The following is a 24,457-nucleotide window of genomic DNA, read 5'->3' as shown; positions in this document are numbered from 1 at the left end:
GAGGATGACCGTGACCCAGCCCAGCAGCTCCGACACCTTCGACTTCGTGGTGGTGGCGAACCGACTGCCGGTGGACCGCGTGGTGGACAGCGACGGCACCACGCAGTGGCGCACCTCCCCCGGCGGCCTGGTCACCGCGATGGAGGCCGTCATGCGCGTCACCGACGGCGCGTGGGTGGGGTGGGCCGGGGAGGCCGGCGAGGCCCCCGACCCCTTCGACGACGACGACATCCACCTGCACCCGGTGCCGCTGACCGCCGAGGAGGTCCGGGACTACTACGAGGGCTTCTGCAACGACACCATCTGGCCCATCTACCACGACGTGATCGTCTCGGCGGGCTTCCACCGTGAGTGGTGGGCCAGCTACCGCCGCGTCAACGAGCGCTTCGCCCGGGCTGCCGCCGAGGTGGCCGCCGAGGGCGCGACGGTGTGGGTGCAGGACTACCAGCTGCAGCTGGTCCCGCAGATGCTGCGCGACCTGCGCCCCGACCTGCGGATCGGGTGGTTCAACCACATCCCCTTCCCCCCGATGGAGCTCTTCGCCCAGCTCCCGTGGCGCCGGGAGATCCTCCGCGGCCTGATGGGGGCCGACTTCCTCGGCTTCCAGCGGGACGACGACGCCGGCAACTTCCGCCGGTCCGCGGCCCGCCTGACCGGCGTGACCCAGGAGGGCGAGGTCCTCACCCTGACGGCCGACGACGGTCGCCGGGTCCGCGCCGCCGCGGTGCCGATCAGCGTGGACTCGCGACAGCTGGACGAGATGGCCCGCACGACCTCCGTGCAGGAACGCGCCGTCGAGCTGCGTCACTCCCTTGGTGACCCCGAGTGTCTCATCCTAGGCATCGACCGCCTCGACTACACCAAGGGCATTCGCCACCGCCTCAAGGCCTACGGCGAGCTGCTCGATGAGGGGAAGGTCGCCCCGCCGCAGACCACCTTCGTCCAGATCGCCACCCCCAGCCGCGAGCGCGTGGAGGCCTACCGCAACCTCCGCGAGCAGGTGGAGGGGACGGTGGGCCACCTCAACGGCGACCACTCCCCCATCGGGGCCACGGCGATCCACTACATCCACCGCTCCCACCCCCGGCAGGACATGGCGGCCCTCTTCCTGGCCGCGGACGTCATGCTGGTCACCCCCCTTCGCGACGGCATGAATTTGGTGGCCAAGGAGTACGTGGCCTGCCAGGTGGACGGCGGTGGCGCACTGGTGCTCAGCGAGTTCACCGGCGCGGCGGAGGAGCTCCACGACGCCTACCTGTGCAATCCCCACGACATCGAGGGACTGAAGCAGACCATCCTGCGGGCGATGACCGACGACGAGGCCGAGAAGCGGCGGCGCATGGAGTCCCTCCGGCAGGTGGTGCTGGACTCCGACGTCCACACCTGGAGCCGCACCTTCCTGCTGGCCCTCGAGCACGCCCCCGCCGAGCCGCCGCGGGACGAGCACGAGCCGGCGGTCATCACCGACGCCGAGGACACCCAGGAGGGCCGATGACGGACACCACCCGCACCCCCGAACCGGCCGCGAGCGCCGGGGCGCCGCTCCCGCCCCCGGACCAGGCGCACCTGGCGCGGACCCCGTGGCTGGTGGTCGCGACCGACTTCGACGGCACCCTGGCCCCCTTCCAGGACGACCCGATGGCCGTCGTCCCCCACCCCGACTCCATCGCCGCCCTGCGTCGGCTGGCCGCCCTGCCGACCACCCAGGTGGTCCTGGTGAGCGGCCGTGACGTCACCACCCTTCACCAGCTCAGCGGGCTGGGCCCGCAGGACGGTGTCTCCCTGCTCGGGTCCCACGGCGGCGAGCAGTGGCGGGTGGGCCAGGACGCCCCCACCGGCCTGGACGAGGACGAGGTGGCCCAGCGGGACATGCTGATCGCCGGCGCCCGCGGACTGGTGGCCGAGCACCCCGGGACCACGCTGGAGGTGAAGGCCGCCGGCGTGGTGGTGCACACCCGGCGAGCGACCCCGGAGGTGGCCCTCGCGGCACGCGGTGCCGTGCGACGGCTGGGCCGCCGCTGCGGCGTGGAACCCCTGCTGGGCAAGGACGTGCTCGAGCTGAGCGTGCTGCGCACCACCAAGGGCGAGGCTCTCGCGGAGCTCGTGCACCGCCTGGGGCAGGACCGCTGGAACCGGCGCAGCCACCGCGAGCGCACTCCCGGGTACACCCTGTGGTTCGCCGGCGACGACGTCACCGACGAGACGGTGTTCCGGGCGTTCGCCGACGAGGCCGGCGCGGTGCTGGTCAAGGTGGGGCCGGAGCCCACCTGTGCGAGCTCCCGCGTGGACGGCATCGACGACGTCGCCCGGTTGCTGACCGAGCTCGCCGACGCCCGGGAGGCCGCCGCAGCAGGCTGATCCCTCAGCCGACGGCGGCCGTGGTCCCGCGCACCACCAGCTCGGGGGCGAAGAGCACCTCGCCGTGGCGCGGGGGCTCCTGCCCCTGGAGCTGCCACTGCAGCCGGTCGACCGTGGCCCGCGCGAGGGCCTCCACCGGCTGGCGCACGGTGGTCAGCGGGGGGTTCGTGAACTGCATCAGGATGGAGTCGTCGAACCCGACCACCGACAGCTCCCCCGGGACCTGGACCCCGCGGGCCACGGCCTCGCGGATGGCCCCCAGAGCCATCAGGTCGCTGGCCGCCACGACCGCGGTGGCGCCCCGGTCCAGCAGGGCCGTGCCGGCCGCCGCGCCGCCCTCGACGGTGTAGAAGGTGTGCTCCACGTCCACCTGCACCCCCAGCCGCTCCCCGACGGCACGCAGTGCGCGGACCTTGCGGCGCACCGGCACGAAGTGGCGCGGCCCCACCGCCAGGCCGATCCGGCGGTGCCCCAGGCTCACCAGGTGCTCCAGGGCCATCTCCACGCCGAGGGCGTCGTCGCAGGCCAGGCAGTGGTCGGCCACCTCATCGCGCGTGCCGTTGATGAGCACCAGCGGCAGCCCGCGGTCGATGAGGCGCTGGTAGCGCTCGGTGCTGTTGCGCGTGTCGGCGTGCGTCCCGGAGGCCACCACCAGCGCCGCGACGTCGCGCTGGAGCAGCAGCTCGACGTAGTCCTCCTCGCTCACGCCCCCGACGGCCTGGGTGCACAGCACCGCCGTGTACCCGCTGGGCGCCAGCCGGGTCTCGATGGCCTGGGCCAGCGCGGGGAAGATCGGGTTGGACAGCTCCGGGGTGATCAGCCCCACCAGGCCGCCGCGCCGCGGCTGCAGGTGCGCCGGGCGGTCCAGGCCCAGCGCGTCCAGGGCGCGCACCACCGCATCGGAGGAGGCGGGGCGGACGCTGTGCCCGTTGAGCACCCGGCTGACGGTCGCCTGGGAGACACCGGCGCGCGCGGCAAGGTCCTGCAGGCGCGTCGGCCGCAACATCACTTCACCGAGCCGGAGGTGAGACCGCTGACGAGCTGGCGCTGGAAGACCAGGTACAGCACGACGACCGGGATGGACGCCAGCAGCGCGCCGGCCGCGAACTCGCCGAACTGGGCGTTCTTCTCGTTGCCCTGCTGCATCTGCCACAGGCCGACGCCCAGGGTCTGCGCATCGGCGTCCTTGAGGAAGATGCTCGCGAGCATGAACTCGCCCCAGAACTGCACGAACGCGAGCATCGCGACCGTGACCAGGATGGGGGCCACCAGACGCAGCGTCATGGTGAAGAAGATGCGGGCGTGGGAGGCGCCGTCGATGGTCGCGGCCTCGTCCAGCTCACGGGGCACGGTGTCGAAGTAGCCCTTCAGCAACCAGATGTTCGCCCCCATCGCGCCACCGAGGTACACGAGGATCAGGCCGAGGGAGGTGTTCAGGCCAATGGCCGGGATGATCTCCCCCACGCGCACCATCGTGAAGTACAGCGCCACGAAGGTCAGCAAGGCGGGGAACATCTGCACCAGCAGCAGGGCGAACAGGCCCGGCCGGCGACCGGTGAAGCGCAGACGGGAGAAGGCGTACGCCGCACAGGCACCGATGAACACGGCCCCGGCGGTGGCGACCAGCGAGATGACCAGCGCGTTGCGGTACCAGGTCCAGTACGGGCGGGTCTCGAACAGCTCCCGCCAGTTCTCGAGAGAGAACCCGCTGGGGATGAGGCTCGAGGTGGCCAGCGTTCCGGCCGGGTTCAGCGCGGCCGACAGGATGAACACGATGGGGAACAGCGACCAGGCGATAGCGACCCACACCAGCAGGTGCCTCCACCAGGTACCGGTCCCCCGGCGCTGGCCGACCATGCGGGTCCTGCTGGCCGGCGGGGGCGAGGACTCCTCATCGGTCACCCCGGCGACGGGGGCACCGTCCTGGGGCCCCACCGCATCGGATGGGTTGATGGCAGTGCTCATGTCAGTTGACCTCCTCGAGGGCCTTGGTGCGCGAGAAGCCGATCGCACCGAAGGCCGCGACGATGAAGAAGATGTAGACCGCCACCGCGGAGGCCAGGCCGAAGTTCGGCGTGGCGCCCTCAAAGGCCAGGCGGTAGGCGTAGGTGATCAGCAGGTCGGTGGACCCGATGTCGGTGTTGCCCTGGACGAACGGTCCGCCCTCGGTGAGCAGGTAGATGAGTCCGAAATTGTTGAAGTTGAACGCGAACGAGGCGATCAGCAGCGGGCCCACGGCCACCAGCAGCAGCGGCATGATCACCGAGCGCACCGTGCGCCACCAGCCGGCGCCGTCCATGGCGGCAGCCTCCTTGACGTCCGCGGGGATGGCCTGCAGGGCGCCGGTGCAGATGATGAACATGTACGGGAAACCGAGCCACAGGTTGGTGATGAGGATCGCCGCCCGGGCCGCCCACGGGTTGCCCAGCCAGTCGACGTCCAAACCCGACAGGTCGTTGATGAGGCCGAAGTCCTGGTTGAACATCGAGGACCACACGAGCGCCGAGACGTAGACCGGGATGGCGTAGGGCAGGATCAACAGCGAGCGGTAGACCGCCTTGCCCTTCAGGCGCTCGTCGTTGAACAACAGCGCCAGCAGCATGCCCAGGACGAAAGTGGTCACCACGCTGAGGGCCGCGAAGCCCAGGTTCCACGCGAAGATGGACAGGAAGCCGCCGCGGAGGGTGTCGTCCTGCAGGACCTTGAGGTAGTTGTCGAAGCCGACGTTCTGCTTCCAGCCCTGGGGCAGCGGGTTGCCGTCCCCGTCCTGAGGTACCCAGCGCGCGTCCTCACTGGGCACGTACACCGTGCCCGTGCGCTGGTCGGTGAGGGTGTCGGCCGACTCGTCGTAGGTGATCTGGGCCTCGCCCACGAAGGCCTGGCTCAGACCGAGGGCCTTGATGCCACCGTCGTCCACCGGCACCGCGAACTCGTTGAGTTCCTTGGAGCGCTCGTTGACCTGCTTGGAGTCCAGCAGCTGGTAGCCCTCCGCGGCGGTGATTTTTCCTGCGGAGGTGGTCTCGACGCCGTCGCCGATCTCCTCCAGCCCGTCCAGGGACCCGGCGAAGTGGGCGCCCTCGTTGTCCGTCAGCAGGTACACCAGGTCGCCGGTGGTGGGGTCGGCTCCCTCCGGGACCGCCACGGACAGCGCGTACCGCTCCGAGCCCTCGACCTGCTGCACCGAGCTGGCCTGGATGATCTCGACGGTCTCGTCCTTGGTCAGCTGGTGGCCGGCGCCGGTGTTCGTGAACGACAACGCCACCGTGTAGACCAAGGGCCACACCTGCAGCGCCAGCAGCAGCACCAACCCCGGCCACAGGTACTTCATGGGCACGAAGCGCCGGGTGGCGTAGACGACCAGCGTCATCATGGCCAGGAAGGCCGCCAGCACGACCCCGATCCAGGCCCCGGCCTCGAGGGACCGCTGGACGGCAAAGGCGCCCAGGGCCAGCACGGCCAGGATCAGCAGCCACTTCAGGACGGTCCCGCCCGGGTTGCCGGTTCGCCCACCGGCGGGGGCCCCGAGGCCCACGTTCGCGCTCATGCACCACTCCAGCTCGTCACGGTGCGGCCGCTCGGCCGCCCGGCGCCCTCCGGGTGGAGGGCGCCGGCATCGGTCACAGGGGTGGGATCACCCGCGTGATCGCTCGGCCTCAGAGGGCCTTCTTGATCTCCTCGGCTGCGGCCTTCATGCGCTCGGCGGCGGGCTTGCCACCCACGATGTCGGCGGTGGCCTGGCCCAGCGGGGCCCAGACGGCGTTCATGGCGGGGATGTTCGGCATCGGGTCGCCGCCCTCGGCCGCGGCCTTCCACGCCGCCACCGTCTCGTCGGACTCGGCGGCCTTCTCGTAGGCCGAGTTCAGGGCCGGGGGACGCTGGCCGGCCTCGAACATGGCCAGCTGCACCTCGTCGGTGGCCGCGAAGTTGCTCACGAACTCCTGGGCCAGCACGCCGTTCTCCGCCTTGGCGGAGACGTAGAACATCTGGACGCCCAGCAGGGAGATGGGCTGGCCACCGTCCTCGAAGGGCGGGATGGCGGTCACCTCGTAGGAGATGCCGGCCTCCTCGGCCTGCTCCAGCGCCCACGGCCCGGAGATGACGTAGGGGGCGTCACCCTCCGCGAACAGCGACAGCGCGTTCGAGGAGTCGATGTTGGTGTTCAGCGCCTTCTGCTCGGCCAGCCAGGCCCACTTCTGGGCGCCCTTGACCATCTCCTCGGAGCCCACGGTGAGCTCGGTGCTGTAGCCGCCGCCGTCCTGCTTCGCGAACAGCGAGCCGCCGTAGGCCGCCAGGAAGGGGTAGGCGTGGTAGGCGTCGCCCTGCTTGCCGACCTGCAGCGACATGACGTTCTTGGTCTTGCCCTCCTTGACCAGGGACTGGCCGGTCTTGACCAGCTCCTCCATGGTTTTGGGGGCCTCGGGAGCCAGCTCGGTGTTGCGGATGAGGCCCAGGCTCTCGACGGCGTAGGGGGTGCCGTAGGTCTGGCCGTCGTACTTGGTGGCCTCGGCGGCCTCCGGGGAGAAGCTGTTGAGCGTCTCCTCGGAGAGCTGGACGGGGGTGATCACGCCGTCCTGCACGAACTCGCCGGCCCAGTCGTGGGGGGCCACGATGATGTCCGGGCCCTCGCCGGCCTGCGTGGCGTCCTTGAACTGCTGGCGCAGCTGCTCGTTGGCGACCGTCTGAACGGCCACGGTGATGCCCTGCTCCTCCTCGAAGGAGTTCTTCACCTCGTTGAGGGCCTCGGTGCGCAGGTCGTCGGCCCAGATCACCAGGTCGGCGTTCTCGTCGCGCTTCGGCGCCGCGGCCGGGGCCGAGGACTCACCAGCGGCGGGCTCGTCCTCTGCGGGGGCGCTCGACTCGTCGCCGGAGCCGGACTCGTCCTCTGCAGGGTCGCTCGACTCGTCGCCGGAACCGGACTCGACGGGGCTCTCCTGGCTGGTGGCGCCGTTCCCGGAGCTGGTCTCGGAGTCGGAGCTCTCGGAGTCCCCGCCACACGCACTCAGCGTGAGGGCCGCGATGCTGACGCTCGCCGCGAGGGACAGGGTGTTGCGCTTCATGGGGTTCTCCTTGTCAGGACCGGACACCGCCGGTGGGTTTCCCCCCGGCGGACGGCCGGGGGAGCGATGCCACATCGACAGTCTGCACCATCTTGCAGAAAACTGAAAGTGCACAGCACTCTGCTGAATGAATGTGTACCGAATCGTGACCTGACGCGGGGGTGGCAGACTCGACCCATGGCGTACGACATCACCGCTGCGCGGATGAAGCCCGGCCTGTTCGCCCTCCCGTGGGACACCCCCCTCGACCAGTGGCCCACCGAGCTCATCTCGGCCCTGCCCCGTGGCATCAGCCGCCACGTGGTGCGGTTCGTGGAGGTCGACGGGGAGATCTTGGCGGTCAAGGAGATCACCGAGCACCTGGCCCGCAAGGAGTACCGCCTGCTGCACGTGCTGGACCGCATGGGCCAACCGGCCGTCGACCCGGTGGCCGTGGTGGCCGGCCGCACCGACGCCGCCGGCGAGCCGCTGGACGCCTGCTTGGTGACCAAGCACCTGCCGTACTCGCTGCCCTACCGCTCGCTGTTCAGCCAGACGCTGCGCCGGGCCACGGCCGTGAAGCTCATCGACGCCCTGGCCGTGCTGCTCACGCGCGTTCACATGGCCGGCATGTTCTGGGGCGACGTCTCGCTCTCCAACACCCTCTTCCGGCGCGATGCGGGAGAGTTCGCCGCATACGTCGTGGACGTCGAGACCGCCGAGCTGCACGAGCGCCTCACCGACGGGCAGCGACAGCACGACCTGTTCCTCGCGCACGGCAACGTCGCCGGGGAGCTGATGGACCTCATCGGCGGCGGCTTCCTGCCCGAGGAGACCGACCCCCTGGCGATCGCCGACCGCCTGCAGGAGCGCTACGACCTGCTCTGGGCGGAGCTGACCGAGACCGAGGAGATCCCGGCCGACCAGCACTGGCGGGTGGCCGAGCGCATCAGCGTGCTCAACGAGCTGGGCTTCGACGTGGGCGAGATCGAGGTGACCACCGACATCGGGGGCTCGCACCTGCGGATCCAGCCCAAGATCGTCGATGCGGGGCACCACACCCGCCGCCTGATGCGGCTCACCGGGCTGGACGTGGAGGAGAACCAGGCCCGCCGCCTGCTCAACGACCTGGACTCGTTCACCGCCTCCCAGGGGCGCCAGAACGACGACGAGTCGCTGGTGGCCCACGAGTGGCTCACCCGCATCTACGAGCCGATCACTCGCCGGGTGCCCGCCGAGCTGCGGGGGCGGCTGGAGCCGGCGGAGCTCTTCCACGAGGTGCTGGAGCACCGGTGGTACCTCTCCGAGCGGGAGCAGCGCGCGGTCCCCATCGAGGAGGCGATCGTGCACTACGTGGAGAGCATCCTGCCCACCAAGCGCCCGGAGGAGGTGCTCCTCGCCCCCCGCGACGCGACCTCCCCGGAGACGGTCGACCGACCGGCCACCGGGGAGGCGTCCCCCTCACCCTGAGGTGAGGGCGCGGACCTCAGTTGTTGTAAGTGGAGGCGGCACCGTTGGCGATCTTCACGCCCATGGAGGCGGTCCACCCGACAGGGAAAACCTTGAAGGCCACGTCGAGGTCGGTGGAGCACCGGTAGTCGCGGTCGGCCGCGGCGACGGCCAGTGCGGTGGTGATGTCCTTCTGGCGGATCAGCCCTCGTACTGGGCGCGCTCCCGGGCGATCTCGTACAGCGTGACCGCCGCGGCGGTGCCCGCGTTCAGCGACTCGTTGCCGGCCGTCATCGGGATGCTGACGATCTGGTCGCAGTGCTCGCGCGTCAGGCGGGAGATGCCCTTGCCCTCGGAGCCGACGACCACCACGAGCGGGTCCGGCGCCAGGGGCAGGCCGGGCAGCTCGACGTCGCCGTCCGCATCGAGACCGATGACGAAGATCCCCTGGCTCCGCAGCTCCTGCAGCGCGCGGTTCAGGTTGGTCACCCGCGCGACGGGCAGCCGCGCGGCAGCGCCCGCTGAGGTGCGCCAGGCAGCCGCCGTGACCCCGGCCGAGCGGCGCTCGGTGATGATGATGCCGTGCGCCCCGAAGGCCGCGGCCGAGCGGATGATGGCGCCGAGGTTGCGGGGGTCGGTGATGCCGTCGAGGGCCACGAAGAGCGGCGTCACGTCGGCGGTGGCGTCGAGCAGGGTGTCGAGGTCCCCGTAGGTGTAGGGCGGCACCTGCAGGACCAGGCCCTGGTGGACCTCCCCGTTGGAGAGCCGGTCCAGCTCGGGACGGCCGGCCTCGAGGAGCGGCACCCCCTGCTCGGAGGCCAGACGCAGGGCCTCCTTCACCCGGTCGTCAGACTCGATGGTGGAGGCCACGTACAGGTGCGTCGCCGGCACCTGGGTGCGCAGCGCCTCGAGCACCGCGTTGCGTCCCAGCACCATCTCGGTGGAGTCCTTGCCGCTGCGCGCCTTGCTGCCCCGCACCGGGCGCTGGCCACCGGCCGACTTCTCCGCCCGGCGGGCGCGCTTGGCCGCGGGGTGGTACTCGCGCTCCTCGGCCTTGGGGGTAGGGCCCTTGCCCTGCAGGCCCTTGCGGCGGTGGCCGCCACTGCCCACCTGCATGCCCTTCTTGCTGCTGCCCTTGCGCACCGCTCCGCGGCGGGACGAGTTGCCTCGCATGTCAGTCCTCCTGGGTGGTCGTCGGACCGGTCGAGTCGTCGGTCGGGCGGTCGCCCGCCGGGGTGGGGGTGGCCAGTTCCCAGGTGACGCCGGCGGGGCCGTCGGCCACGGTGATGCCGAGCGCCGCCAGGGCGTCCCGGATGGCGTCCGCCGTGGCGAAGTCCTTCTCCTTCTTGGCCGCTGCCCGGGCCGCGAGCCGCTCGGAGACCAACCCGTCCAGCGCCTGCAGGGCGGCCGCGTCCCCCTCGGCTCCACCGTCCCACTGGGGCGCGAGCGGGTCCAGGCCCAGCACGTCGAGCATGCCGGCCACGGCCACGGCGGTCTGGCGCACGCCCTCGTGGTCCGCCCCGGAGGCCAGGGCGGCGTTGCCCCGGCGCACGTGCTCGAAGACCACGGCGAGCGCGGCCGAGACGTTCACGTCATCGTCCATCGCCTCGCTGAAGGCCGGCGGGAGGGCCACGTCGGCGGCCTCGGCGCGCAGCGCGTCGGGGGTGGTGGCCGCGGCCTCCAGCGCACGGCGCAGGAAGCCCTCCACGCGCTCCACCTGGGCGGTGGCCTCGTCCAACGAGGTCGGCGTGTACTCCAGCGCCGAGCGATAGTGCACCGTGGCCAGCAGCCAGCGCACCGCGAGCGGGCGGTAGATCTTCGTGAGCTCCTGGACGGTGAGCGTGTTGCCGATGGACTTGCTCATCTTCTCGCCGCCGGTGGTGAGCATGCCGTTGTGCAGCCAGAAGTTCGTGAACCCGAACCCCGCAGCGCGGGACTGCGCCTGCTCGTTCTCGTGGTGCGGGAAGCGCAGGTCGTTGCCGCCACCGTGGATGTCGAACTCCTCGCCCAGCCAGCGCCACGCCATCGCCGAGCACTCCAGGTGCCAGCCCGGGCGACCACGACCCCACGGGGTGGGCCAGGTGGCGGTGTGGGGCTCGTCGGCCTTCGCGCCCTTCCACAGGGCGAAGTCGCGCGGGTCGCGCTTGCCCCGCGGGTCGGCGTCGGTGGCCGGCGTCATGTCGTCGATCGACTGACGGGTCAGCTCGCCGTAGGCGGGCCAGGAGCGCACGTCGAAGTACACGTCGCCGGAGCCGTCGTCGGCCGGGTAGGCGTGGCCGCGCTCGATGAGACGCTCCATCAGCTCGATCATGTCCGGCACGTGGCCGGTGGCGCGGGGTTCGTAGGAGGGCGGGCGCACGCCGATCGTCTCCAGCGCCGCGCTGGTCTCGCGCTCGTAGCGCTGGCTCCACTCGTTCCAGGCCACCGAGTGCTCGGCGGACTTGGCCAGGATCTTGTCGTCGATGTCGGTCACGTTGCGCACGAGCGTGACCTCCAGCCCGTGGCCCCGCTCCATCCAGCGGCGCAACACGTCGAAGGCCACGGCGAAGCGCAGGTGGCCGATGTGGGGGCTCGTCTGCGTGGTGAGCCCACAGATGTAGATGCTCGCCCTGCCGGGGACGCGCGGGACGAAGTCCCGGACCTCGCGGGTGGCCGAGTCGTGCAGTCTGAGAGTCACGCCGCAGAGTCTACGAGGCGCACGTCCACCCCCGGTCGCTGCCGGCTGGGGGTGGACGCTGAACGCATCGACGACGGGCTCAGTGACCGCGGTCGATCCACTCCTGCCGGTGCGGGGCCTCCGCACCGATGGTGGTGGCGTCACCGTGGCCGGTGAGCACCTTGGTGTCCTGCGGCAACACGAGCAGCTGGTCGGTGATCGACTGGATGATCTGCCCGAAGTCCGAGAAGGACCGCCCGGTGGCCCCGGGGCCACCGGCGAAGAGGGTGTCGCCGCTGAAGAGGATGCCCAGGGCCGGGACGTAGAAGCACACCGCTCCGGGGCTGTGGCCCGGCGTGTGCAGGACCTCCATCTCGACCCCGGCGATGGTGATGCGCTGCCCGTGGTCGAGGTCGTGGTCAGGGGCGACCGGGTAGACGGCGTCCCAGAGCATCCGGTCGGCCGGGTGCAGGTGGGTGGGGGACCACTTGTCGCCGGTCACCTCGCCGGTGGCGTTGATGTGGTCGTTGTGGGCGTGCGTGTGCAGCACGGCCCGCAGGGAGCGCTTGCCCACGGCCTCGAGGATCGGGGCGCCCTCGTGGCCCGGGTCGATGACGACACACTCTGAGTCGTTGCCCAGGACCCAGACGTTGTTGTCGACCTCCCAGGACCCGCCGTCGAGCTCGAAGCTGCCGGAGGTCACCACGCGCTCGACGCGCACGCCCTCGATCTGGAAGGGGGTCGCCACCCGCTGGGCCGACCCGGTCGACTTGTGCTGCTCGCTCATGCCTTCACCTCCACCACGGACCGCAGGACGTCGCCGCGGTGCATCTTGTCGAAGGCCTGCTCGATGTCCTGCATGCCGATCCGCTCGGAGACGAAGGCGTCCAGGTCGAGCCGGCCCTGCTTGTACAGGTCCACCAGCACCGGGAAGTCGCGGCTGGGCAGGCAGTCGCCGTACCAGCTGGACTTCAGGGCACCCCCGCGGCCGAAGACCTCCAGCAGCGGCAGCGTGATCTCCATGTCGGGGGTGGGCACGCCCACCAGCACGACCGTGCCGGCCAGGTCGCGGGCGTAGAAGGCCTGCTCGTAGGTCTCGGGGCGGCCCACGGCGTCCACCACCACATCGGCGCCGAACCCGCCGGTGAGCTCGCGGACGGCCTCGACGACGTCGCCGTCGGAGGGGTTGACGGTGCGCGTGGCGCCGAGCTCCTTCGCCTTCTCCAGCTTGCGGGGGTCGAGGTCCACGGCGATCACCGTGGTCGCCCCGGCCACCACCGCGCCGGCGATGGCGGCCATGCCCACGCCACCGCAACCGATCACGGCGACGGAGTCACCGCGCTTCACCCCACCGGTGTTCACGGCCGCACCGAAGCCGGCCATCACGCCGCAGCCCAGCAGGCCGGTGGCAGCGGCGTCCGCCTCGGGGTCCACCTTGGTGCACTGCCCGGCGGCCACCAGCGTCTTCTCGGCGAAGGCGCCGATGCCGAGTGCGGGCTCGAGCTCGGTGCCGTCGGTGAGCGTCATCTTCTGGCTGGCGTTGTGGGTGTTGAAGCAGTACCAGGCCTCGCCGCGGGCACACGCGCGGCAGGTTCCGCAGACTGCGCGCCAGTTGAGCACCACGGTGTCACCGGGCTCCAGGTCGGCCACGCCCTCCCCGACGGCCTCGACCACCCCGTTGGCCTCGTGACCCAGCAGGAAGGGGTAGTCGTCGGAGATGCCGCCCTGCTTGTAGTGCAGGTCGGTGTGGCACACCCCGCAGGTGGAGATCTTCACCACGGCCTCACCGGGCCCCGGGTCGGGCACGACGATGTCCACCACCTCGACGGGGGCGTTCTTGCTGCGGGCGATGACGCCTTTGACCGTGCTGGGCATGCTGTCTCCTGGGATGACGCGGTTCCGAGAGGGCCGGGACGTGGCCCCGTGTTCACCACCACGGTATCCGTCGACACCGACGACCTCAGCCGCGCGGGGCGACCAGGGCCGTCGCCAGACCGACGAGACCCTCTCCGCGGCCGATGAAGCCCAGCCCGTCGGTGGTGGCCGCGCTCACCGAGACCACCGCACCCCCGAGCGCCGCGGACATCGCAGCCTCCATCTCCGCCCGCCGCGGCCCGATCTTCGGGCGCGGGGCCACCACCTGCACGGCCACGTTGCCGATCGCGAACCCGGCCCCCTCCAGCATGCCGGCCACGTGCGCCAGCATCTGCGCACCGCTGGCACCAGCCATCTCCGGGCGGCCGGTTCCGAAGACGCTCCCCAGGTCACCGAGCCCCGCCGCGGAGAGGAGGGCGTTGCAGGCCGCGTGTGCCGCCACGTCACCGTCGCTGTGCCCGGCCACACCGCGCTCCCCGGGGAACTCCACGCAGCCGAGCCACAGCGGACGGTCGTCCCCCTCGGGCGCCCAGGCGTGCACGTCGGTGCCGATTCCGGTGCGCGGCAGCGCTGTTGCCGGCCCGTCGGTCCGCGCCCCCGGGGCGGCCGCGTGGCTGGGTGGTGTGGGCTCCTGCACGGCGTCCCTCCTCTGCCAGTCCGCCAGGTCGGCGGGGGTGGTGATCTTGGCCGACCGGGGGTCCCCGGCGACGGCCACCACCGGCTCCCCCAGCTGCTCCACGAGCAGGGCGTCGTCAGTGGCCGCGGCGCCGGCCCCCACGGCAGCGGCGTGGGCCCGGGCGAGCACCTCCCGACGGAAGCCCTGCGGCGTCTGCACCGCTCGCAGGGACGCCCGCGCCGGGGTGCCGGTGACGCGGTCCTCGTCGTCGACCACCTTGATGGTGTCCACCACCGGGAGCGCCGGGACGGCGCCCGCGGCCCCAGCGCGCACCGCATCAACCACCCGGCCGAAGACCTCGGGCGGGGTGAAGCATCGGGCTGCGTCGTGCACCAGGACGAGGTCCACCGCATCGGACAGGGCGGCCAGGCCCGCGGCGACGGAGTCGGAGCGTTCGGCCCCGCCGGTCACCACGGCGGTCCGGTGCGGGCACGGGCAGCTCGCCGCCCGCCCGAGCAGCTCCGCCGCGAGGTCCTCCCAGCCGGCCGGCGCCACCACGACCACCTCACCCACCCGCTCGCTCGCGAGCAGGCCGTCGAGGGCGTGCTCGAGCAAGGTGGCCCCGTCGACCTCGACGAACGCCTTGGGCAGACCCGCCCCCAGCCGCGTCCCGGAACCCGCCGCGACGACGACGACCCCGACACCGGGGACGGCGTCGGGGTCGTGCGTGGTCACGGAGTGGTCCAGAGCGGGGCGCTCAGCTCGCGAGGACCTCGTCGAGGGTCGCCTCGGCGCGCTCCTCGTCGGTCTTCTCGGCCAGGGCGAGCTCGGAGACCAGGATCTGGCGGGCTTTGGCGAGCATGCGCTTCTCACCCGCCGACAGGCCCCGGTCCTGCTCACGGCGCCACAGGTCGCGGACGACCTCGGCCACCTTGATCACGTCACCGGAGGCCAGCTTCTCGAGGTTGGCCTTGTAGCGACGGGACCAGTTGGTCGGCTCCTCGCAGTTCTCGGCACGCAACACCCCGAAGACCTTCTCGAGGCCCTCGGCGTCGACGACGTCGCGGACGCCGACCAGATCACAGTTCTCCGCAGGTACCTCGATGGTGAGGTCCCCCTGCGCCACCTTGAGCTTCAGGTAGGTCATCTCCTTGCCCTTCACCTTGCGCTGCTTCACCTCTTCGATGAGCGCTGCGCCGTGGTGCGGGTAGACGACCGTTTCGCCGACTTCAAACGTCATGTAGTGCCCCTTTCGCACCCCAATTCTAGCACCGCGCCGCCCGGCGAGGCCCCGGTGGACCGGCGCGAGCGTTGGGTATCATGCGGGGGTGATCACCACCGCCCGCTCCGCTGTCCCGGCCCGCACCGGCCGCCGCCTCGCCGCCCTCTGCTTGGTCGGCATGATCGGCCTCACCGGCTGCCAGGCCCTCTCGCCCCTCGAGACCACGCGTGACTACGCCCCCGCCAACGGCGAGTTGGTCCGCTCCGGGGACGTGAGCGTGATGGACCTCCACGTGCTGGCCACCGAGCCCCAGAGCGAGGGCCGCCTGCTGGGCACCGTCGTGAACTCCGGCACCGAGCCGCAGGAGGTCATGCTCGCGGTGGAGGGCAGCGAGGTGTGGGCGTCCACCGTCGAGCCCTCGCAGCGCGTGAACCTCGCCGAGGAGGAGATCACCCTCGCCGAGGCCGCGGCCCCCGGCGCCTTCCAGCTCCTCACCGTCTCGGCCGCCGGCCAGGACACCGAGCAGCGCGTGCCGGTCATGCTCCCCACCGGCCAGTACGAGCAGTACGCCCCCGAGGGCTGGGAGGCCCTCGAGCGCCCCACCCGCGAGGACCTCGAGTCCGAGGGCGGCGGCGGCCACTGAGCACCCGTCACCGGCCCCGGCCGGTGACCTGACCGGCGGCGCGGCCGGTCAGCCCTCGAACTTGTACCCGAGCCCGCGGATGGTGGTGATCATCCGCGGGCTCGACGGGTTCTCCTCCACCTTGCCGCGGACCCGCTTGATGTGGACGTCCAGCGTCTTGGTGTCCCCCACGTAGTCGGCGCCCCACACGCGGTCGATCAGCTGGGCCCGCGTGAGCACCCTCCCGTGGTTGCGCATGAGCATCTCCAGCAGCTCGAACTCCTTGAGCGGCATGGAGACCGGCTCGCCACGTACGACCACCACGTGGGAGTCCGCGTCGAGTTCCACGTCCCCCACGCGCACGATGTGGTCCTCCTGGGCCGGCGGGGCGATGCGGCGCCGCAGCACCGCGTTGATGCGGGCCAGCAGCTCCCGCGCGCTGTAGGGCTTGGTGACGTAGTCGTCGGCCCCGATCTCCAGGCCCACCACCTTGTCGACCTCGGAGTCCTTCGCCGTCAGCATGATGATGGGGACGCTGGACTCGCGGCGCAGCTCGCGGCAGACCTCCACGCCGGACATCCCGGGGAGCATCACGTCCAGCAGCACCAGGTCCGCGGGGTTCCGGGTGAACTCCTCCAGCCCGGACCGACCGTCCTCCCGCACGACGACCTCGTGGCCCTCGCGCTCGAGGAGCCAGCTCAGCGGGTCGGAGAAGGAGGCTTCGTCCTCCACGATCAGGATGCGGGTCACAGGTCGTCCTCCCAGACGTCGGTCGGGCCTCAGCGTACCGAGGCGGTGGGGGCACCGGACGCGCCGTCCGGGCCTCCGTTCGGGGACTCGGTCAGTTCGACCACCGGCAGCTCGATGGTGAACGTGGAGCCGGTGCCGGGGCGGGACCACACCGAGATCGCCCCACCGTGGTTGGCGACGATGTGCTTGACGATCGCCAGCCCCAGACCCGTGCCGCCGGTGTGCCGCGACCGGGCGGAGTCCACCCGGTAGAAGCGCTCGAAGATGCGCTCGAGGTCGCCGGTGGGGATGCCGATCCCCTGGTCGGTGACCACGATACGGACGGTCCCCTCGGACTCTCCCGGCTGGGCGGCCACGATCACCTTGGTGCCGCGGTCGGAGTAGTTGACCGCGTTGACGATGAGGTTGCGCACCGCCGTGGTGAGCAGCTCGGCATCGCCGAACACCTGGTGGGGAAGGCCGTGGGCGATGCCCGCCTGGCGCACCGCCACCCCCCGGCCCTCCGCGTGGACGCGCACGTGGTCCACCGCCGCGGAGATCACCTCCACGACGTTCACCGGCTGGGGGTCCTCGATGGTCTCCCCGGCCTGCAACCTAGAGAACTCCACGATCTCCTGCACCAGGTGGCTCAGACGGTCGGCCTCGACCACCATGCGCCGGGCGAACCGCTCCACGGCCTCCGGTTCGTCCCGGGCGTCCTGCACGGCCTCGGCCAGCAGGGCGATGCCGCCGACCGGCGTCTTCAGCTCGTGGCTGACGTTGGCGACGAAGTCGCGCCGCACCTGCTCCACCCGCCGTGCCCGGGAGCGGTCCTCCAGCAGGATCACCACCCGGTCCTGGCCCAGCGGGAACACGCGGCAGCCCACGCTGACGCGCCCTCCCGCCAGCACGCTGCGGGTAACCTCGACCTCGTCGTCCTGCACCTCGCGGGTGGAGCGCATCTCCTCCACCAGGTCACGGATGGCGGGGTGCGGCACCACCCCGTCCCGGACGTACCCCTGGTCGGCTGCGTGGTGCGTGGAGTGCACGACGCGGTTGGCCGCATCGAGGACGATCACGGTGGAGGTCAGCGAATCCAGCACCTGGCGCACACCGTCCGGGAAGGAGTCGCCCCCCGCGGCCTGTGCACCACGGCGCTCCCTCGGCTGTTTGCGTCCCACCCACCAGCCCACCAGGAGCCCGATGACCAGGAAGGAGCCGACGGCAGCCCACACCAGCGGGTCCACGGTGTCCGTCCTCATGGACGCACTGTAGGCCGCCGCGGGACCGGCCCCCGCAGCCCCCACGCGCCGCGACGTCCACCGGCCTCACACGCGCCGGCCACGCACAGTTCACCCGGGGGTGAAACACTGCACCCTGTACCGAGGAGGTCAGCGCATGCGCACGAACTTCACCCGCGCCCTGGAGGCGATGTCCGCACAGATGGTCGAGATGAACCGTCTGGTGGCCGGGGCCGTCGACGGCGCCAACCGCGCCCTCGGCACCGCCGACGGCTCCTTGGCCGAACGGGTCATCTCCGGCGACGACCGCATCGACGCGTTCTACGCCGAGATCGAGGAGAACGCCATCGAGCTGCTGGCCCGCGAGAGCCCGGTGGCCCGCGACCTGCGCCTGGTGGTGACCTCCCTGCAGCTCTCGGCCTCCCTGGAGCGCACCGGCGACCTCGCGCGCCACGTGGCCGAGCTGGTGCGCATGCGCTACCCCGAGCTGACCGTCCCCGCCCCGGCGCGCCCCACCATCGCGGAGATGGGGCGGCTGGCCCACAGCCTGGTGCAGGAGGCCGGTGACGCGCTGGCCACCCACCGGGCCGATGCGGCCGACCGGCTGGAGACCCTCGACGACAGCCTGGACGCACTGCACCTGAAGGTGTTCGACATCGTCCGCGAGCACATCACCGACACCCAGGAGGCCGTGGACCTCACCCTGCTCAGCCGGTACTACGAGCGCATGGGCGACCACTCGGTCTCCGTGGGGCGCCGGGTGGACTACCTCGTGACCGGCGAACTCGACCGCCCCGGCGACGAGGCACACGTGGTCACCCTGCCGCGCACCTCCTGAGCCACCGGCAGACCCCCTACCCCCCCACCCGGGGACGGCACCCGCCGCCCCCGGGGACGCCTCACTTGCTGCCCTGGTTCGCGACCTCCTGGATGGCGCCGGCGGCGGCCTCGGGGTCGAGATAGCGCCCGCCGGGGGTCAGGGGGCGAAAGTTCCCGTCGAGCTCGTACACCAGCGGGATGCCGGTGGGGATGTTCAGCTCGGCGATGTCGGCGTCGCTGATGCCGTCGAGCTCCTTGACCAGGGCGCGCAGGCTGTTGCCGTGGGCGGTGACCAGCACCGTCCTGCCGGCCTGCAGGTCGGGCACGATCTCCTCGGCCCAGTAGGGACGCAGCCGCTCCACGACGTCCTTGAGGCACTCGGTGGCCGGCACCTCGGCGCCCAGGTCGGCGTAGCGAGGATCACCCGCCTGCGAGTACTCGTCGTCGGCCTCGATGGGGGGCGGCGGGGTGTCGTAGCCGCGGCGCCAGGCCATGAACTGCTCCTCGCCGTACTTGTCCTTGACCTGTGCCTTGTCCTTGCCCTGCAGTGCGCCGTAGTGGCGCTCGTTGAGGCGCCAGGAGCGCTTCACGTCGATCCAGTGGCGGTCGGCGGCATCGAGGGCCAGGTTGGCCGTCGTGATCGCGCGCCGCAGGCGGGAGGTGTGCAGCACGTCCGGCAGGTAGCCCTCGGCCACCAGCAGCTCACCACCGCGGCGGGCCTCGGCGCGCCCCTTCTCGGTGAGGTCGACGTCGACCCACCCGGTGAAGAGGTTCTTCTCGTTCCACAGGCTCTGGCCGTGGCGCAGCAGGACAAGGGTGTGAGCAGCGTTGGTCATGCCCCAGAGCCTAGCGGGGCTCAGTCGGCCAGCAGGTGGCGGAAGGCCTCGAGGTTGCGGGTGGACTCCCCCCGGCTGGTGCGCCAGTCCCACTCGGTCTGCATGGCGGTGAGGAAGCCCTTGGCCAGGACCTCGTTGAAGATGCCGTCGCTGGCCTGCAGCACCGCCCCCATCGCCTCGTCGAACCAGGTGTCCGTCACTCCCCGGACCGGAGTGCGGCCGGTGAGGTAGACGTCGCCGGAGTCGTCGATCGCGTAGGCCAGGCCAGGCAGGTCCAGGGTGCGGCGCAGCAGCATCCGGTAGACCGCCGCGTGGTTCTCGTCGGGGTTGCGCACGACGAAGGCGATGAGGCCCAGCGACTTCTCCCCCACCCGCACCGAGACGACCGTCTTGAGCTTCCGCTCGCCGGGCAGCGTGATGACCCAGGCGCCGGTGGGGCGCCCGTCGTCGTCCGCGAGCCGTTCGGCCTCGACGCCCTCGACGTGCTCCGGCGAGGCGGGGTCGGCGTGCAGGGCGACCCACCGGTCCACCACGTCCAGGGCCGCCTGCTGTCCCGGGCTGCCGGCGGGGCGGCCGCCGGGCCCGTCGTCGTCCCCGCGCGCAGCGGCGTTCTCGGCGGCGGTCATGGTGCCTCCTGGCGTCGGGCGGTGCGGTAGGCCTCGAGGTGGGCGCGGGCGGTGTCCCGCCAGGACATGGTCGCAGCCCGTCGCCGGCCCGCCTCGCCGAGAGCCGCACGGGCCGCCGGGTCGGCCAGCAGCCCGGCCAGGGCCTCGGCCCAGTCCCGCGGGTCGTGGCCGTCGACGAGCGCGGCGGCGTCGCCCACCGCATCGGGCAGTCCCCCCACCCGGGCCGCGACGACGGGGGTGCCGCAGGCCATCGCCTCCACGGCCACCAGACCGAAGGACTCGGTGCGGCTGGGCACCACCACCAGGTCCGCCGCGTGCAGCAGGCGGGCGAGCTCCGCCGGCGGCACCGCACCCCGCGGCAGCAGGCCGTCGCGGGCGGGTGACTGCTCGATGCGGCGGGGCAGTTCGCCCGCGTCCCCGGCGCCGCTGGGCCCCCCGACGAAGACGGCGTGCGCCCGGATGCCGGCTTCCCAGAGGTGCTCCACGGCCTCCAGCAGGACCACCTGGCCCTTCGCGGGCTGCCACCTCCCGGCCTGCACCAGCAGCAGGGCGTCGGCGGGCAGGCCGAGCTCCTGGCGCACCGCGTGGCGCACGGCGTCCCGGGCGGCGGGCTCGAGCGGGTGGAAGGTCCTCGCATCGACCCCCGGGGGGATCACGACGCAGCGCTCGGCGGGCGCACCCTGCGCGCGCAGCTGTCCGCACTCCGGGCAGGTGCTGGCCACGGCGAGGTCGACGGACTCCAGGATGCGGCGCTCCCCCTCCAGGCGGGCCGCCGGCTCCCGGTCATCGGTGCCGGCGAGCTCGGCGTTCTTGGTGGCGCCCAGGGTGTGCATGGTGTGGGCCCAGGTGGCGGTCAGGCCGGGCAGCGCGAGGGCGACCATCCCGGAGAGCCAGTAGTGGGAGTGCACCACGTCGGGGGCGAGCTCGCGGGCGGCCAGGTGCTGCGCGACGGCGCGGGCGAAGTCCGGCACCAGGGCGGGGAGGTCCTCCTTCGCCGCATCCGGGGGGCCGACCGGGAGGCCGGCGACCGCGACCCCCTCGTCGCGCGCCTCCCAGGCCTCACCGGTGTCCGAGCGGGTCACCACGTGCACGGCCGCCCCCTCGCCCACCATCGCGCGACTGAGCTGGCGGACGTAGACGTTCATGCCCCCGGCATCGCCCTCTCCGGGGTCCGAGAGGGGCGAGGTGTGCATGCTCAGCACGACCACCGAGCCAGCGCTTGCACAGGTGTAGGACACCCGCCCGATTCTGCCACCACGAGGGCGCGGGGCCACTACGCTCTGCGGTCATGCGGCCGGTCGGGGACATTACGCGCGGGACGACCGCCGCCAACCGCCTGCGTCGCGTGGACCGGTGGATGGTCCGGCGCCTGGGGGCCACCTTGCGCGCCACCCCGGAACCGCTCGTGGTGGACCTGGGCTTCGGCGCCCTGCCGCTGACCACCGCGGAGACCTTCCACCGGGTGCGCCGCGTGGCACCGACCGCCCGGGTCGTCGGGCTGGAGATCGATGCCGCCCGCGTGGCCGCCGCTGCCCCGTGGGCCCGCGCGGGGCTGGAGTTCCGCCGCGGGGGCTTCGAGCTGGCGGGCCTCACCGGACGGGCCACGGCGATCCGTGCGTTCAACGTGCTGCGCCAGTACCCCGAGGAGGCCGTCCCGGGCGCCTGGGAGCTGCTGCGGGCCGGTCTCGCGCCCGGTGGCCTGGTGCTGGAGGGCACCTCGAACGAGGTGGGGCGCCGCGCGGCGTGGGTGACCCTGGACCGCAGCGGCCCGCTGACGCTGACCTTCGCCTGGGCGATGGCCGAGGTGGACCCGCCGAGCGCCATCGCCGAGCGCCTGCCGAAGGTGCTGATCCACCACAACGTGCCCGGCCAGCCGGTGCACACCCTGCTGGAGGACCTGGACGCCGCGTGGCACACCCACGCCCACCTGGCCACCTGGGGGCGGCGGCAGCGCTTCGTCGCCGCCGTACACACCCTGGCCGCCCGTTGGCCCGTGGTCAGTGCCCGCACCGAGGCCCGCCGCGGGGAGCTGACCGTGCCGTGGGAGGCCGTGGCGCCGCTCTGACGCCCGAGCTCGTCACTGCGAGGCGCCGGGTGCCGGGTGCCGCGGAGGTGTGCGCTCCGCCCGTGCTCAGGCGTTGAGGAAGTCCGCCACCAGCGAGCGCACCCGGGTGCGGTGCGACCACATCAGCCCACCGGGCGGGAGGATCTCCACCGTCGCGTTGCCCAGCGCCTCGCCGAGCTCCGCGGCGACGTGGGCCGGGTGCGCGTCGTCCTCGACCTGGCCGATGAGGAGCACCGGCGCCTCCACGGCCGCCAGCACCGAACGGTCCTCGATGGGGTACTCGTGCGGGAGCGCGCGCAGGGCGGTCCCCACGGGTGTGCCGACCAGCTGCCGGGCCTGCTGGGCGCACCACACCTGCACGTGCCGGTCGCCCTGCACCTGCGGGGGCTGCTCGGCCAAGAGCGAGGCCGCCAGCGCCTCGACATCCCCGGACTCCACGAGCTGCGCCATCGCAGCCATGCGGTCCAGCGCCCGGTCCTCGCGGACGGCGTCGATGACCGCGGGGATCACGAGCACCACCCGTTCGAACCGGTCAGGCTCCTCGGACAGGATGCGGGTGAGCGCGCCCGCGCCCATGCTCACCCCGAGCGCGCGGGTGGCCCCGGTCGCGTCGGCCACCCGGCGCAGGTCCGCTGCCAGGGAGCCGTAGCCCCACCCGGTCGCGTGCGCGGCCGGCGCCCCGTCCGCCGGGGTGGACGTGTGGGCCGCGGGCACCGGCGCCACCGAGCGCCCGTGGCCCCGGAAGTGCAGGAACACCTTGCTGCCCCGCACGCCGGTGGCGAACGGGCGGGTGGTGTCGATGGTGCCCGCCAGCCCGTGGCCGAACACCGTCGTCGGCTCGCCGCTGCCCGTCTGGAGGACCTCCAGCGGACCGTCCGGGCCGTCCAAGAGGTGCGTGCGGGGCGCCTGCCCGGCGGTCACCAGAGCTTGCCGGGCGACTGCGCGTTGGCGAGCACGCCCTCGATGCGGGGCCGCGTGCCGGCCAGGTACACGCCGGCGACGGTCACCGCGATGACACCGATGATCGTCAGCGGCGGGAAGCTCGCGATGGCGCCGCTGACCAGCGCCCAGCCCATGATCCAGACGTACCAGGTGCCCAGCAGCGTGCAGAGGGCCAGCACGATGGCCCAGAAGGGCTTGGTGCGGGCGTCGGCCGCCGGGAAGGCGTCCACGCGGGTGGTGAGCACGTGCAGCAGGGCCTTGGCCTCCACCACCAGACCGGCGACCGCCAGCGCGGCCAGCACCCAGGTCTCGATCGACATGATCGTGTACGCGATGCTGCCCATCAGGCGCCCTCCCCCTGCGCGCCGGCGCCCACCGCATCGGTCACGACGACGGACCCGACCTGCCGGCCGTGCCCCATGACCCTGACCTCGGCCAGCCGGTCCAGTGCCTCGTTCTCGATGCCGGCGGTGCGCAGCAGCTCGACGGCCACCGCGTAGCAGGCACGCTCGTTGCCGTCGGTGACCTTGACGGCAAGGCCCCGCCCGTCCGGCAGCCCCATGGCCAGCACGGCCTCGGCGCCGTCCTTGGCGATCGAGCCGGGCACGGCCCGCATCAGCTGCGTGACCTCGCGCCGGGTGCCGCCGACGTACTGCGGGTGCTCCCGCATCGCGTCCCCGACCGTCTTCTCCGGGCCCTCGCCGGCGGCGGCGATGCGCCCGAAGGAGCGCGCGAGACCCGCCAGGGAGATGGACATCACCGGGGCGCCACAGCCATCCACCGCGACGTGCTCGACGGTGTCGCCACTGAGGTCCTCGACGGCCTCGCGGATGGCCTGCTGCAGCGGGTGCTCCGGGGACAGGTAGGTCTGCGTGTCCCAGCCCGCCGCGACGCAGGCGGCGAGCATGCCGGAGTGCTTGCCGGAGCAGTTCTGCGCCAGGGACGAGGCGCCGTTCCCGGCCGCGACGTAGGCGGCCTTGGCCTGCTCGTCGATGGGGAAGCTCGGGGTGTTCTGCAGATAGGCGGTGGTCAGCCCCGCAGCCTGCAGGTTCTCCTGCACCGCGTCGAGGTGGAACGGCTCGCCGGAGTGGCTGGCGCACACCAGGGCCAGGTGCCGCCCCGTGAGCTCGGCGCCCGAGCGGAGCATGCCCACGGCCTGCATCGGCTTGTTGGAGGACCGCGGGAACATCGCCGCCCGGACGTCGCCGACGGCGACCTCCACCTCGCCGGCGGCGGAGGTGAGCACGCCCAGCCCGTGGTGGACGGACTCGACGAGCTCGCCCCGCACCACGTGGGCGATGACGGGGGCCTGGGCGAGGGGGGTGGAACCGGCGGCAGGAGTGGGAGAGGTCACGCAGTGGAGCC

Annotated in this window: 24 protein-coding genes; 6 read left to right on the top strand and 18 right to left on the bottom strand. The window is 72.3% G+C overall.

Annotated features, from left to right (window positions below):
- The first annotated feature begins 4 nt into the window (after positions 1 to 4).
- Both KSED_RS01855 and otsB read left to right on the top strand, forming a co-directional pair.
- Complete coding sequence (locus KSED_RS01855) at positions 5 to 1,495, top strand: alpha,alpha-trehalose-phosphate synthase (UDP-forming) (RefSeq protein ID WP_041290829.1); 1,491 nt, start codon at positions 5 to 7, stop codon at positions 1,493 to 1,495.
- Positions 1,492 to 2,358: a trehalose-phosphatase gene (otsB, locus tag KSED_RS01850; protein ID WP_012801877.1), complete on the top strand. Its 867-nt coding sequence runs from the start codon at positions 1,492 to 1,494 to the stop codon at positions 2,356 to 2,358. Before KSED_RS01855 ends, otsB begins: the two co-directional genes overlap by 4 nt.
- A 4-nt stretch (positions 2,359 to 2,362) precedes the next feature.
- Here the strand turns inward: otsB and KSED_RS01845 are convergent, their stop codons facing one another.
- The 4 genes from KSED_RS01845 to KSED_RS01830 form a co-directional block, all read right to left on the bottom strand.
- Entirely contained in the window at positions 2,363 to 3,364 is a 1,002-nt protein-coding gene (locus KSED_RS01845) for a LacI family DNA-binding transcriptional regulator (protein ID WP_012801876.1), read from the bottom strand.
- Complete coding sequence (locus tag KSED_RS01840; RefSeq protein WP_012801875.1) at positions 3,364 to 4,323, bottom strand: sugar ABC transporter permease; 960 nt, start codon at positions 4,321 to 4,323, stop codon at positions 3,364 to 3,366. Before KSED_RS01840 ends, KSED_RS01845 begins: the two co-directional genes overlap by 1 nt.
- 1 nt (position 4,324) lies before the next feature.
- Positions 4,325 to 5,902: an ABC transporter permease subunit gene (locus KSED_RS01835; RefSeq protein WP_012801874.1), complete on the bottom strand. Its 1,578-nt coding sequence runs from the start codon at positions 5,900 to 5,902 to the stop codon at positions 4,325 to 4,327.
- 109 nt (positions 5,903 to 6,011) lie between these two features.
- Entirely contained in the window at positions 6,012 to 7,415 is a 1,404-nt protein-coding gene (locus KSED_RS01830) for a sugar ABC transporter substrate-binding protein (RefSeq protein WP_012801873.1), read from the bottom strand.
- 177 nt (positions 7,416 to 7,592) lie between these two features.
- On the opposite strand from KSED_RS01830, the gene KSED_RS01825 reads away from it, so the two are divergent.
- Entirely contained in the window at positions 7,593 to 8,864 is a 1,272-nt protein-coding gene (locus tag KSED_RS01825) for a DUF4032 domain-containing protein (RefSeq protein WP_012801872.1), read from the top strand.
- 180 nt (positions 8,865 to 9,044) lie between these two features.
- On the opposite strand, the gene rlmB is transcribed toward KSED_RS01825, so the two are convergent.
- The 6 genes from rlmB to KSED_RS01795 all read right to left on the bottom strand — a co-directional run bounded on the left by rlmB (position 9,045) and on the right by KSED_RS01795 (position 15,230).
- Positions 9,045 to 10,016 (bottom strand): 23S rRNA (guanosine(2251)-2'-O)-methyltransferase RlmB, encoded by a 972-nt coding sequence (rlmB, locus tag KSED_RS01820; protein ID WP_012801871.1) that lies wholly within the window; start codon positions 10,014 to 10,016, stop codon positions 9,045 to 9,047.
- A 1-nt stretch (position 10,017) separates the two neighbouring features.
- Positions 10,018 to 11,520 (bottom strand): cysteine--tRNA ligase, encoded by a 1,503-nt coding sequence (gene cysS, locus KSED_RS01815; protein ID WP_012801870.1) that lies wholly within the window; start codon positions 11,518 to 11,520, stop codon positions 10,018 to 10,020.
- Positions 11,521 to 11,599: 79 nt separating this feature from the next.
- The gene (locus tag KSED_RS01810) at positions 11,600 to 12,286 is read right to left on the bottom strand and encodes an MBL fold metallo-hydrolase (RefSeq protein ID WP_012801869.1); all 687 of its coding nucleotides are present in this window, start codon (positions 12,284 to 12,286) and stop codon (positions 11,600 to 11,602) included.
- The gene (locus tag KSED_RS01805) at positions 12,283 to 13,374 is read right to left on the bottom strand and encodes an S-(hydroxymethyl)mycothiol dehydrogenase (RefSeq protein WP_012801868.1); all 1,092 of its coding nucleotides are present in this window, start codon (positions 13,372 to 13,374) and stop codon (positions 12,283 to 12,285) included. The genes KSED_RS01810 and KSED_RS01805 overlap by 4 nt, the downstream gene beginning before the upstream one ends.
- An 85-nt stretch (positions 13,375 to 13,459) precedes the next feature.
- A complete protein-coding gene (gene ispD / locus KSED_RS01800) occupies positions 13,460 to 14,725 on the bottom strand; it encodes a 2-C-methyl-D-erythritol 4-phosphate cytidylyltransferase (RefSeq protein WP_012801867.1) in 1,266 nt (421 codons plus the stop codon).
- A gap of 22 nt (positions 14,726 to 14,747) precedes the next feature.
- The gene (locus KSED_RS01795; RefSeq protein WP_012801866.1) at positions 14,748 to 15,230 is read right to left on the bottom strand and encodes a CarD family transcriptional regulator; all 483 of its coding nucleotides are present in this window, start codon (positions 15,228 to 15,230) and stop codon (positions 14,748 to 14,750) included.
- A gap of 88 nt (positions 15,231 to 15,318) precedes the next feature.
- On the opposite strand from KSED_RS01795, the gene KSED_RS13355 reads away from it, so the two are divergent.
- Complete coding sequence (locus tag KSED_RS13355) at positions 15,319 to 15,855, top strand: hypothetical protein (protein ID WP_012801865.1); 537 nt, start codon at positions 15,319 to 15,321, stop codon at positions 15,853 to 15,855.
- Between the two features lie 48 nt (positions 15,856 to 15,903).
- Here KSED_RS13355 and KSED_RS01785 read toward each other — a convergent pair whose 3' ends face one another.
- Together KSED_RS01785 and KSED_RS01780 are read right to left on the bottom strand one after the other, a co-directional pair.
- The gene (locus KSED_RS01785) at positions 15,904 to 16,584 is read right to left on the bottom strand and encodes a response regulator (RefSeq protein ID WP_012801864.1); all 681 of its coding nucleotides are present in this window, start codon (positions 16,582 to 16,584) and stop codon (positions 15,904 to 15,906) included.
- A 29-nt stretch (positions 16,585 to 16,613) separates the two neighbouring features.
- On the bottom strand, positions 16,614 to 17,825 hold the full coding sequence (locus KSED_RS01780) for a sensor histidine kinase (RefSeq protein WP_041291082.1): 1,212 nt from the start codon (positions 17,823 to 17,825) through the stop codon (positions 16,614 to 16,616).
- Positions 17,826 to 17,961: 136 nt separating this feature from the next.
- Here KSED_RS01780 and phoU point away from each other — a divergent pair, with 136 nt between their 5' ends.
- Positions 17,962 to 18,642, top strand: coding sequence for a phosphate signaling complex protein PhoU (phoU, locus tag KSED_RS01775; protein WP_012801862.1), 681 nt, complete (start codon positions 17,962 to 17,964; stop codon positions 18,640 to 18,642).
- A gap of 61 nt (positions 18,643 to 18,703) precedes the next feature.
- On the opposite strand, the gene KSED_RS01770 is transcribed toward phoU, so the two are convergent.
- From KSED_RS01770 to KSED_RS01760, 3 genes are read right to left on the bottom strand one after another with little or no spacing between them, the layout of a single operon-like run.
- The gene (locus tag KSED_RS01770) at positions 18,704 to 19,459 is read right to left on the bottom strand and encodes a phosphoglyceromutase (RefSeq protein WP_012801861.1); all 756 of its coding nucleotides are present in this window, start codon (positions 19,457 to 19,459) and stop codon (positions 18,704 to 18,706) included.
- A gap of 20 nt (positions 19,460 to 19,479) precedes the next feature.
- Positions 19,480 to 20,085 carry a type III secretion system chaperone family protein gene (locus KSED_RS01765; RefSeq protein WP_012801860.1) on the bottom strand — a complete coding sequence of 202 codons (606 nt, stop codon included), beginning with the start codon at positions 20,083 to 20,085 and terminating at the stop codon, positions 19,480 to 19,482.
- Positions 20,082 to 21,278, bottom strand: coding sequence for a glycosyltransferase (locus tag KSED_RS01760; protein ID WP_143827324.1), 1,197 nt, complete (start codon positions 21,276 to 21,278; stop codon positions 20,082 to 20,084). The genes KSED_RS01765 and KSED_RS01760 overlap by 4 nt, the downstream gene beginning before the upstream one ends.
- Before the next feature lie 95 nt (positions 21,279 to 21,373).
- Here KSED_RS01760 and KSED_RS01755 point away from each other — a divergent pair, with 95 nt between their 5' ends.
- On the top strand, positions 21,374 to 22,150 hold the full coding sequence (locus KSED_RS01755) for a hypothetical protein (RefSeq protein WP_012801858.1): 777 nt from the start codon (positions 21,374 to 21,376) through the stop codon (positions 22,148 to 22,150).
- 66 nt (positions 22,151 to 22,216) lie between these two features.
- On the opposite strand, the gene KSED_RS01750 is transcribed toward KSED_RS01755, so the two are convergent.
- The 3 genes from KSED_RS01750 to KSED_RS01740 are packed head-to-tail and all read right to left on the bottom strand — an operon-like array spanning position 22,217 to position 24,446.
- Positions 22,217 to 23,071: an alpha/beta fold hydrolase gene (locus KSED_RS01750; protein WP_012801857.1), complete on the bottom strand. Its 855-nt coding sequence runs from the start codon at positions 23,069 to 23,071 to the stop codon at positions 22,217 to 22,219.
- A complete protein-coding gene (locus KSED_RS13350; RefSeq protein WP_012801856.1) occupies positions 23,068 to 23,436 on the bottom strand; it encodes a DUF2516 family protein in 369 nt (122 codons plus the stop codon). The genes KSED_RS01750 and KSED_RS13350 overlap by 4 nt, the downstream gene beginning before the upstream one ends.
- A complete protein-coding gene (locus KSED_RS01740) occupies positions 23,436 to 24,446 on the bottom strand; it encodes an asparaginase (RefSeq protein WP_012801855.1) in 1,011 nt (336 codons plus the stop codon). The genes KSED_RS13350 and KSED_RS01740 overlap by 1 nt, the downstream gene beginning before the upstream one ends.
- Between the last annotated feature and the right edge of the window lie 11 nt (positions 24,447 to 24,457).

Origin of the sequence: Kytococcus sedentarius DSM 20547 (assembly GCF_000023925.1) — a bacterium.
Classification (GTDB): domain Bacteria; phylum Actinomycetota; class Actinomycetes; order Actinomycetales; family Dermatophilaceae; genus Kytococcus; species Kytococcus sedentarius.
The sequence above is the reverse complement of the archived record's forward strand: the minus strand, read 5'-3'. Positions and strand labels throughout refer to the sequence as shown.

Bases quoted from the DNA above. Each gene is read 5' to 3' on its own strand.
- KSED_RS01845 (WP_012801876.1), bottom strand. From the start codon at position 3,364: ATGTTGCGGCCGACGCGCCTGCAGGACCTTGCCGCGCGCGCCGGTGTC.
- KSED_RS13350 (WP_012801856.1), bottom strand. From the start codon at position 23,436: ATGGGCAGCATCGCGTACACGATCATGTCGATCGAGACCTGGGTGCTG.
- KSED_RS01810 (WP_012801869.1), bottom strand. From the start codon at position 12,286: ATGAGCGAGCAGCACAAGTCGACCGGGTCGGCCCAGCGGGTGGCGACC.
- otsB (WP_012801877.1), top strand. From the start codon at position 1,492: ATGACGGACACCACCCGCACCCCCGAACCGGCCGCGAGCGCCGGGGCG.
- KSED_RS01765 (WP_012801860.1), bottom strand. From the start codon at position 20,085: ATGACCGCCGCCGAGAACGCCGCTGCGCGCGGGGACGACGACGGGCCC.
- KSED_RS01835 (WP_012801874.1), bottom strand. From the start codon at position 5,902: ATGAGCGCGAACGTGGGCCTCGGGGCCCCCGCCGGTGGGCGAACCGGC.
- KSED_RS01770 (WP_012801861.1), bottom strand. From the start codon at position 19,459: ATGACCAACGCTGCTCACACCCTTGTCCTGCTGCGCCACGGCCAGAGC.
- KSED_RS01830 (WP_012801873.1), bottom strand. From the start codon at position 7,415: ATGAAGCGCAACACCCTGTCCCTCGCGGCGAGCGTCAGCATCGCGGCC.
- KSED_RS01760 (WP_143827324.1), bottom strand. From the start codon at position 21,278: ATGCACACCTCGCCCCTCTCGGACCCCGGAGAGGGCGATGCCGGGGGC.
- KSED_RS01755 (WP_012801858.1), top strand. From the start codon at position 21,374: ATGCGGCCGGTCGGGGACATTACGCGCGGGACGACCGCCGCCAACCGC.
- phoU (WP_012801862.1), top strand. From the start codon at position 17,962: ATGCGCACGAACTTCACCCGCGCCCTGGAGGCGATGTCCGCACAGATG.
- KSED_RS01840 (WP_012801875.1), bottom strand. From the start codon at position 4,323: ATGAGCACTGCCATCAACCCATCCGATGCGGTGGGGCCCCAGGACGGT.
- KSED_RS01825 (WP_012801872.1), top strand. From the start codon at position 7,593: ATGGCGTACGACATCACCGCTGCGCGGATGAAGCCCGGCCTGTTCGCC.
- KSED_RS01780 (WP_041291082.1), bottom strand. From the start codon at position 17,825: ATGAGGACGGACACCGTGGACCCGCTGGTGTGGGCTGCCGTCGGCTCC.
- rlmB (WP_012801871.1), bottom strand. From the start codon at position 10,016: ATGCGAGGCAACTCGTCCCGCCGCGGAGCGGTGCGCAAGGGCAGCAGC.
- KSED_RS01855 (WP_041290829.1), top strand. From the start codon at position 5: ATGACCGTGACCCAGCCCAGCAGCTCCGACACCTTCGACTTCGTGGTG.
- KSED_RS01805 (WP_012801868.1), bottom strand. From the start codon at position 13,374: ATGCCCAGCACGGTCAAAGGCGTCATCGCCCGCAGCAAGAACGCCCCC.
- KSED_RS01795 (WP_012801866.1), bottom strand. From the start codon at position 15,230: ATGACGTTTGAAGTCGGCGAAACGGTCGTCTACCCGCACCACGGCGCA.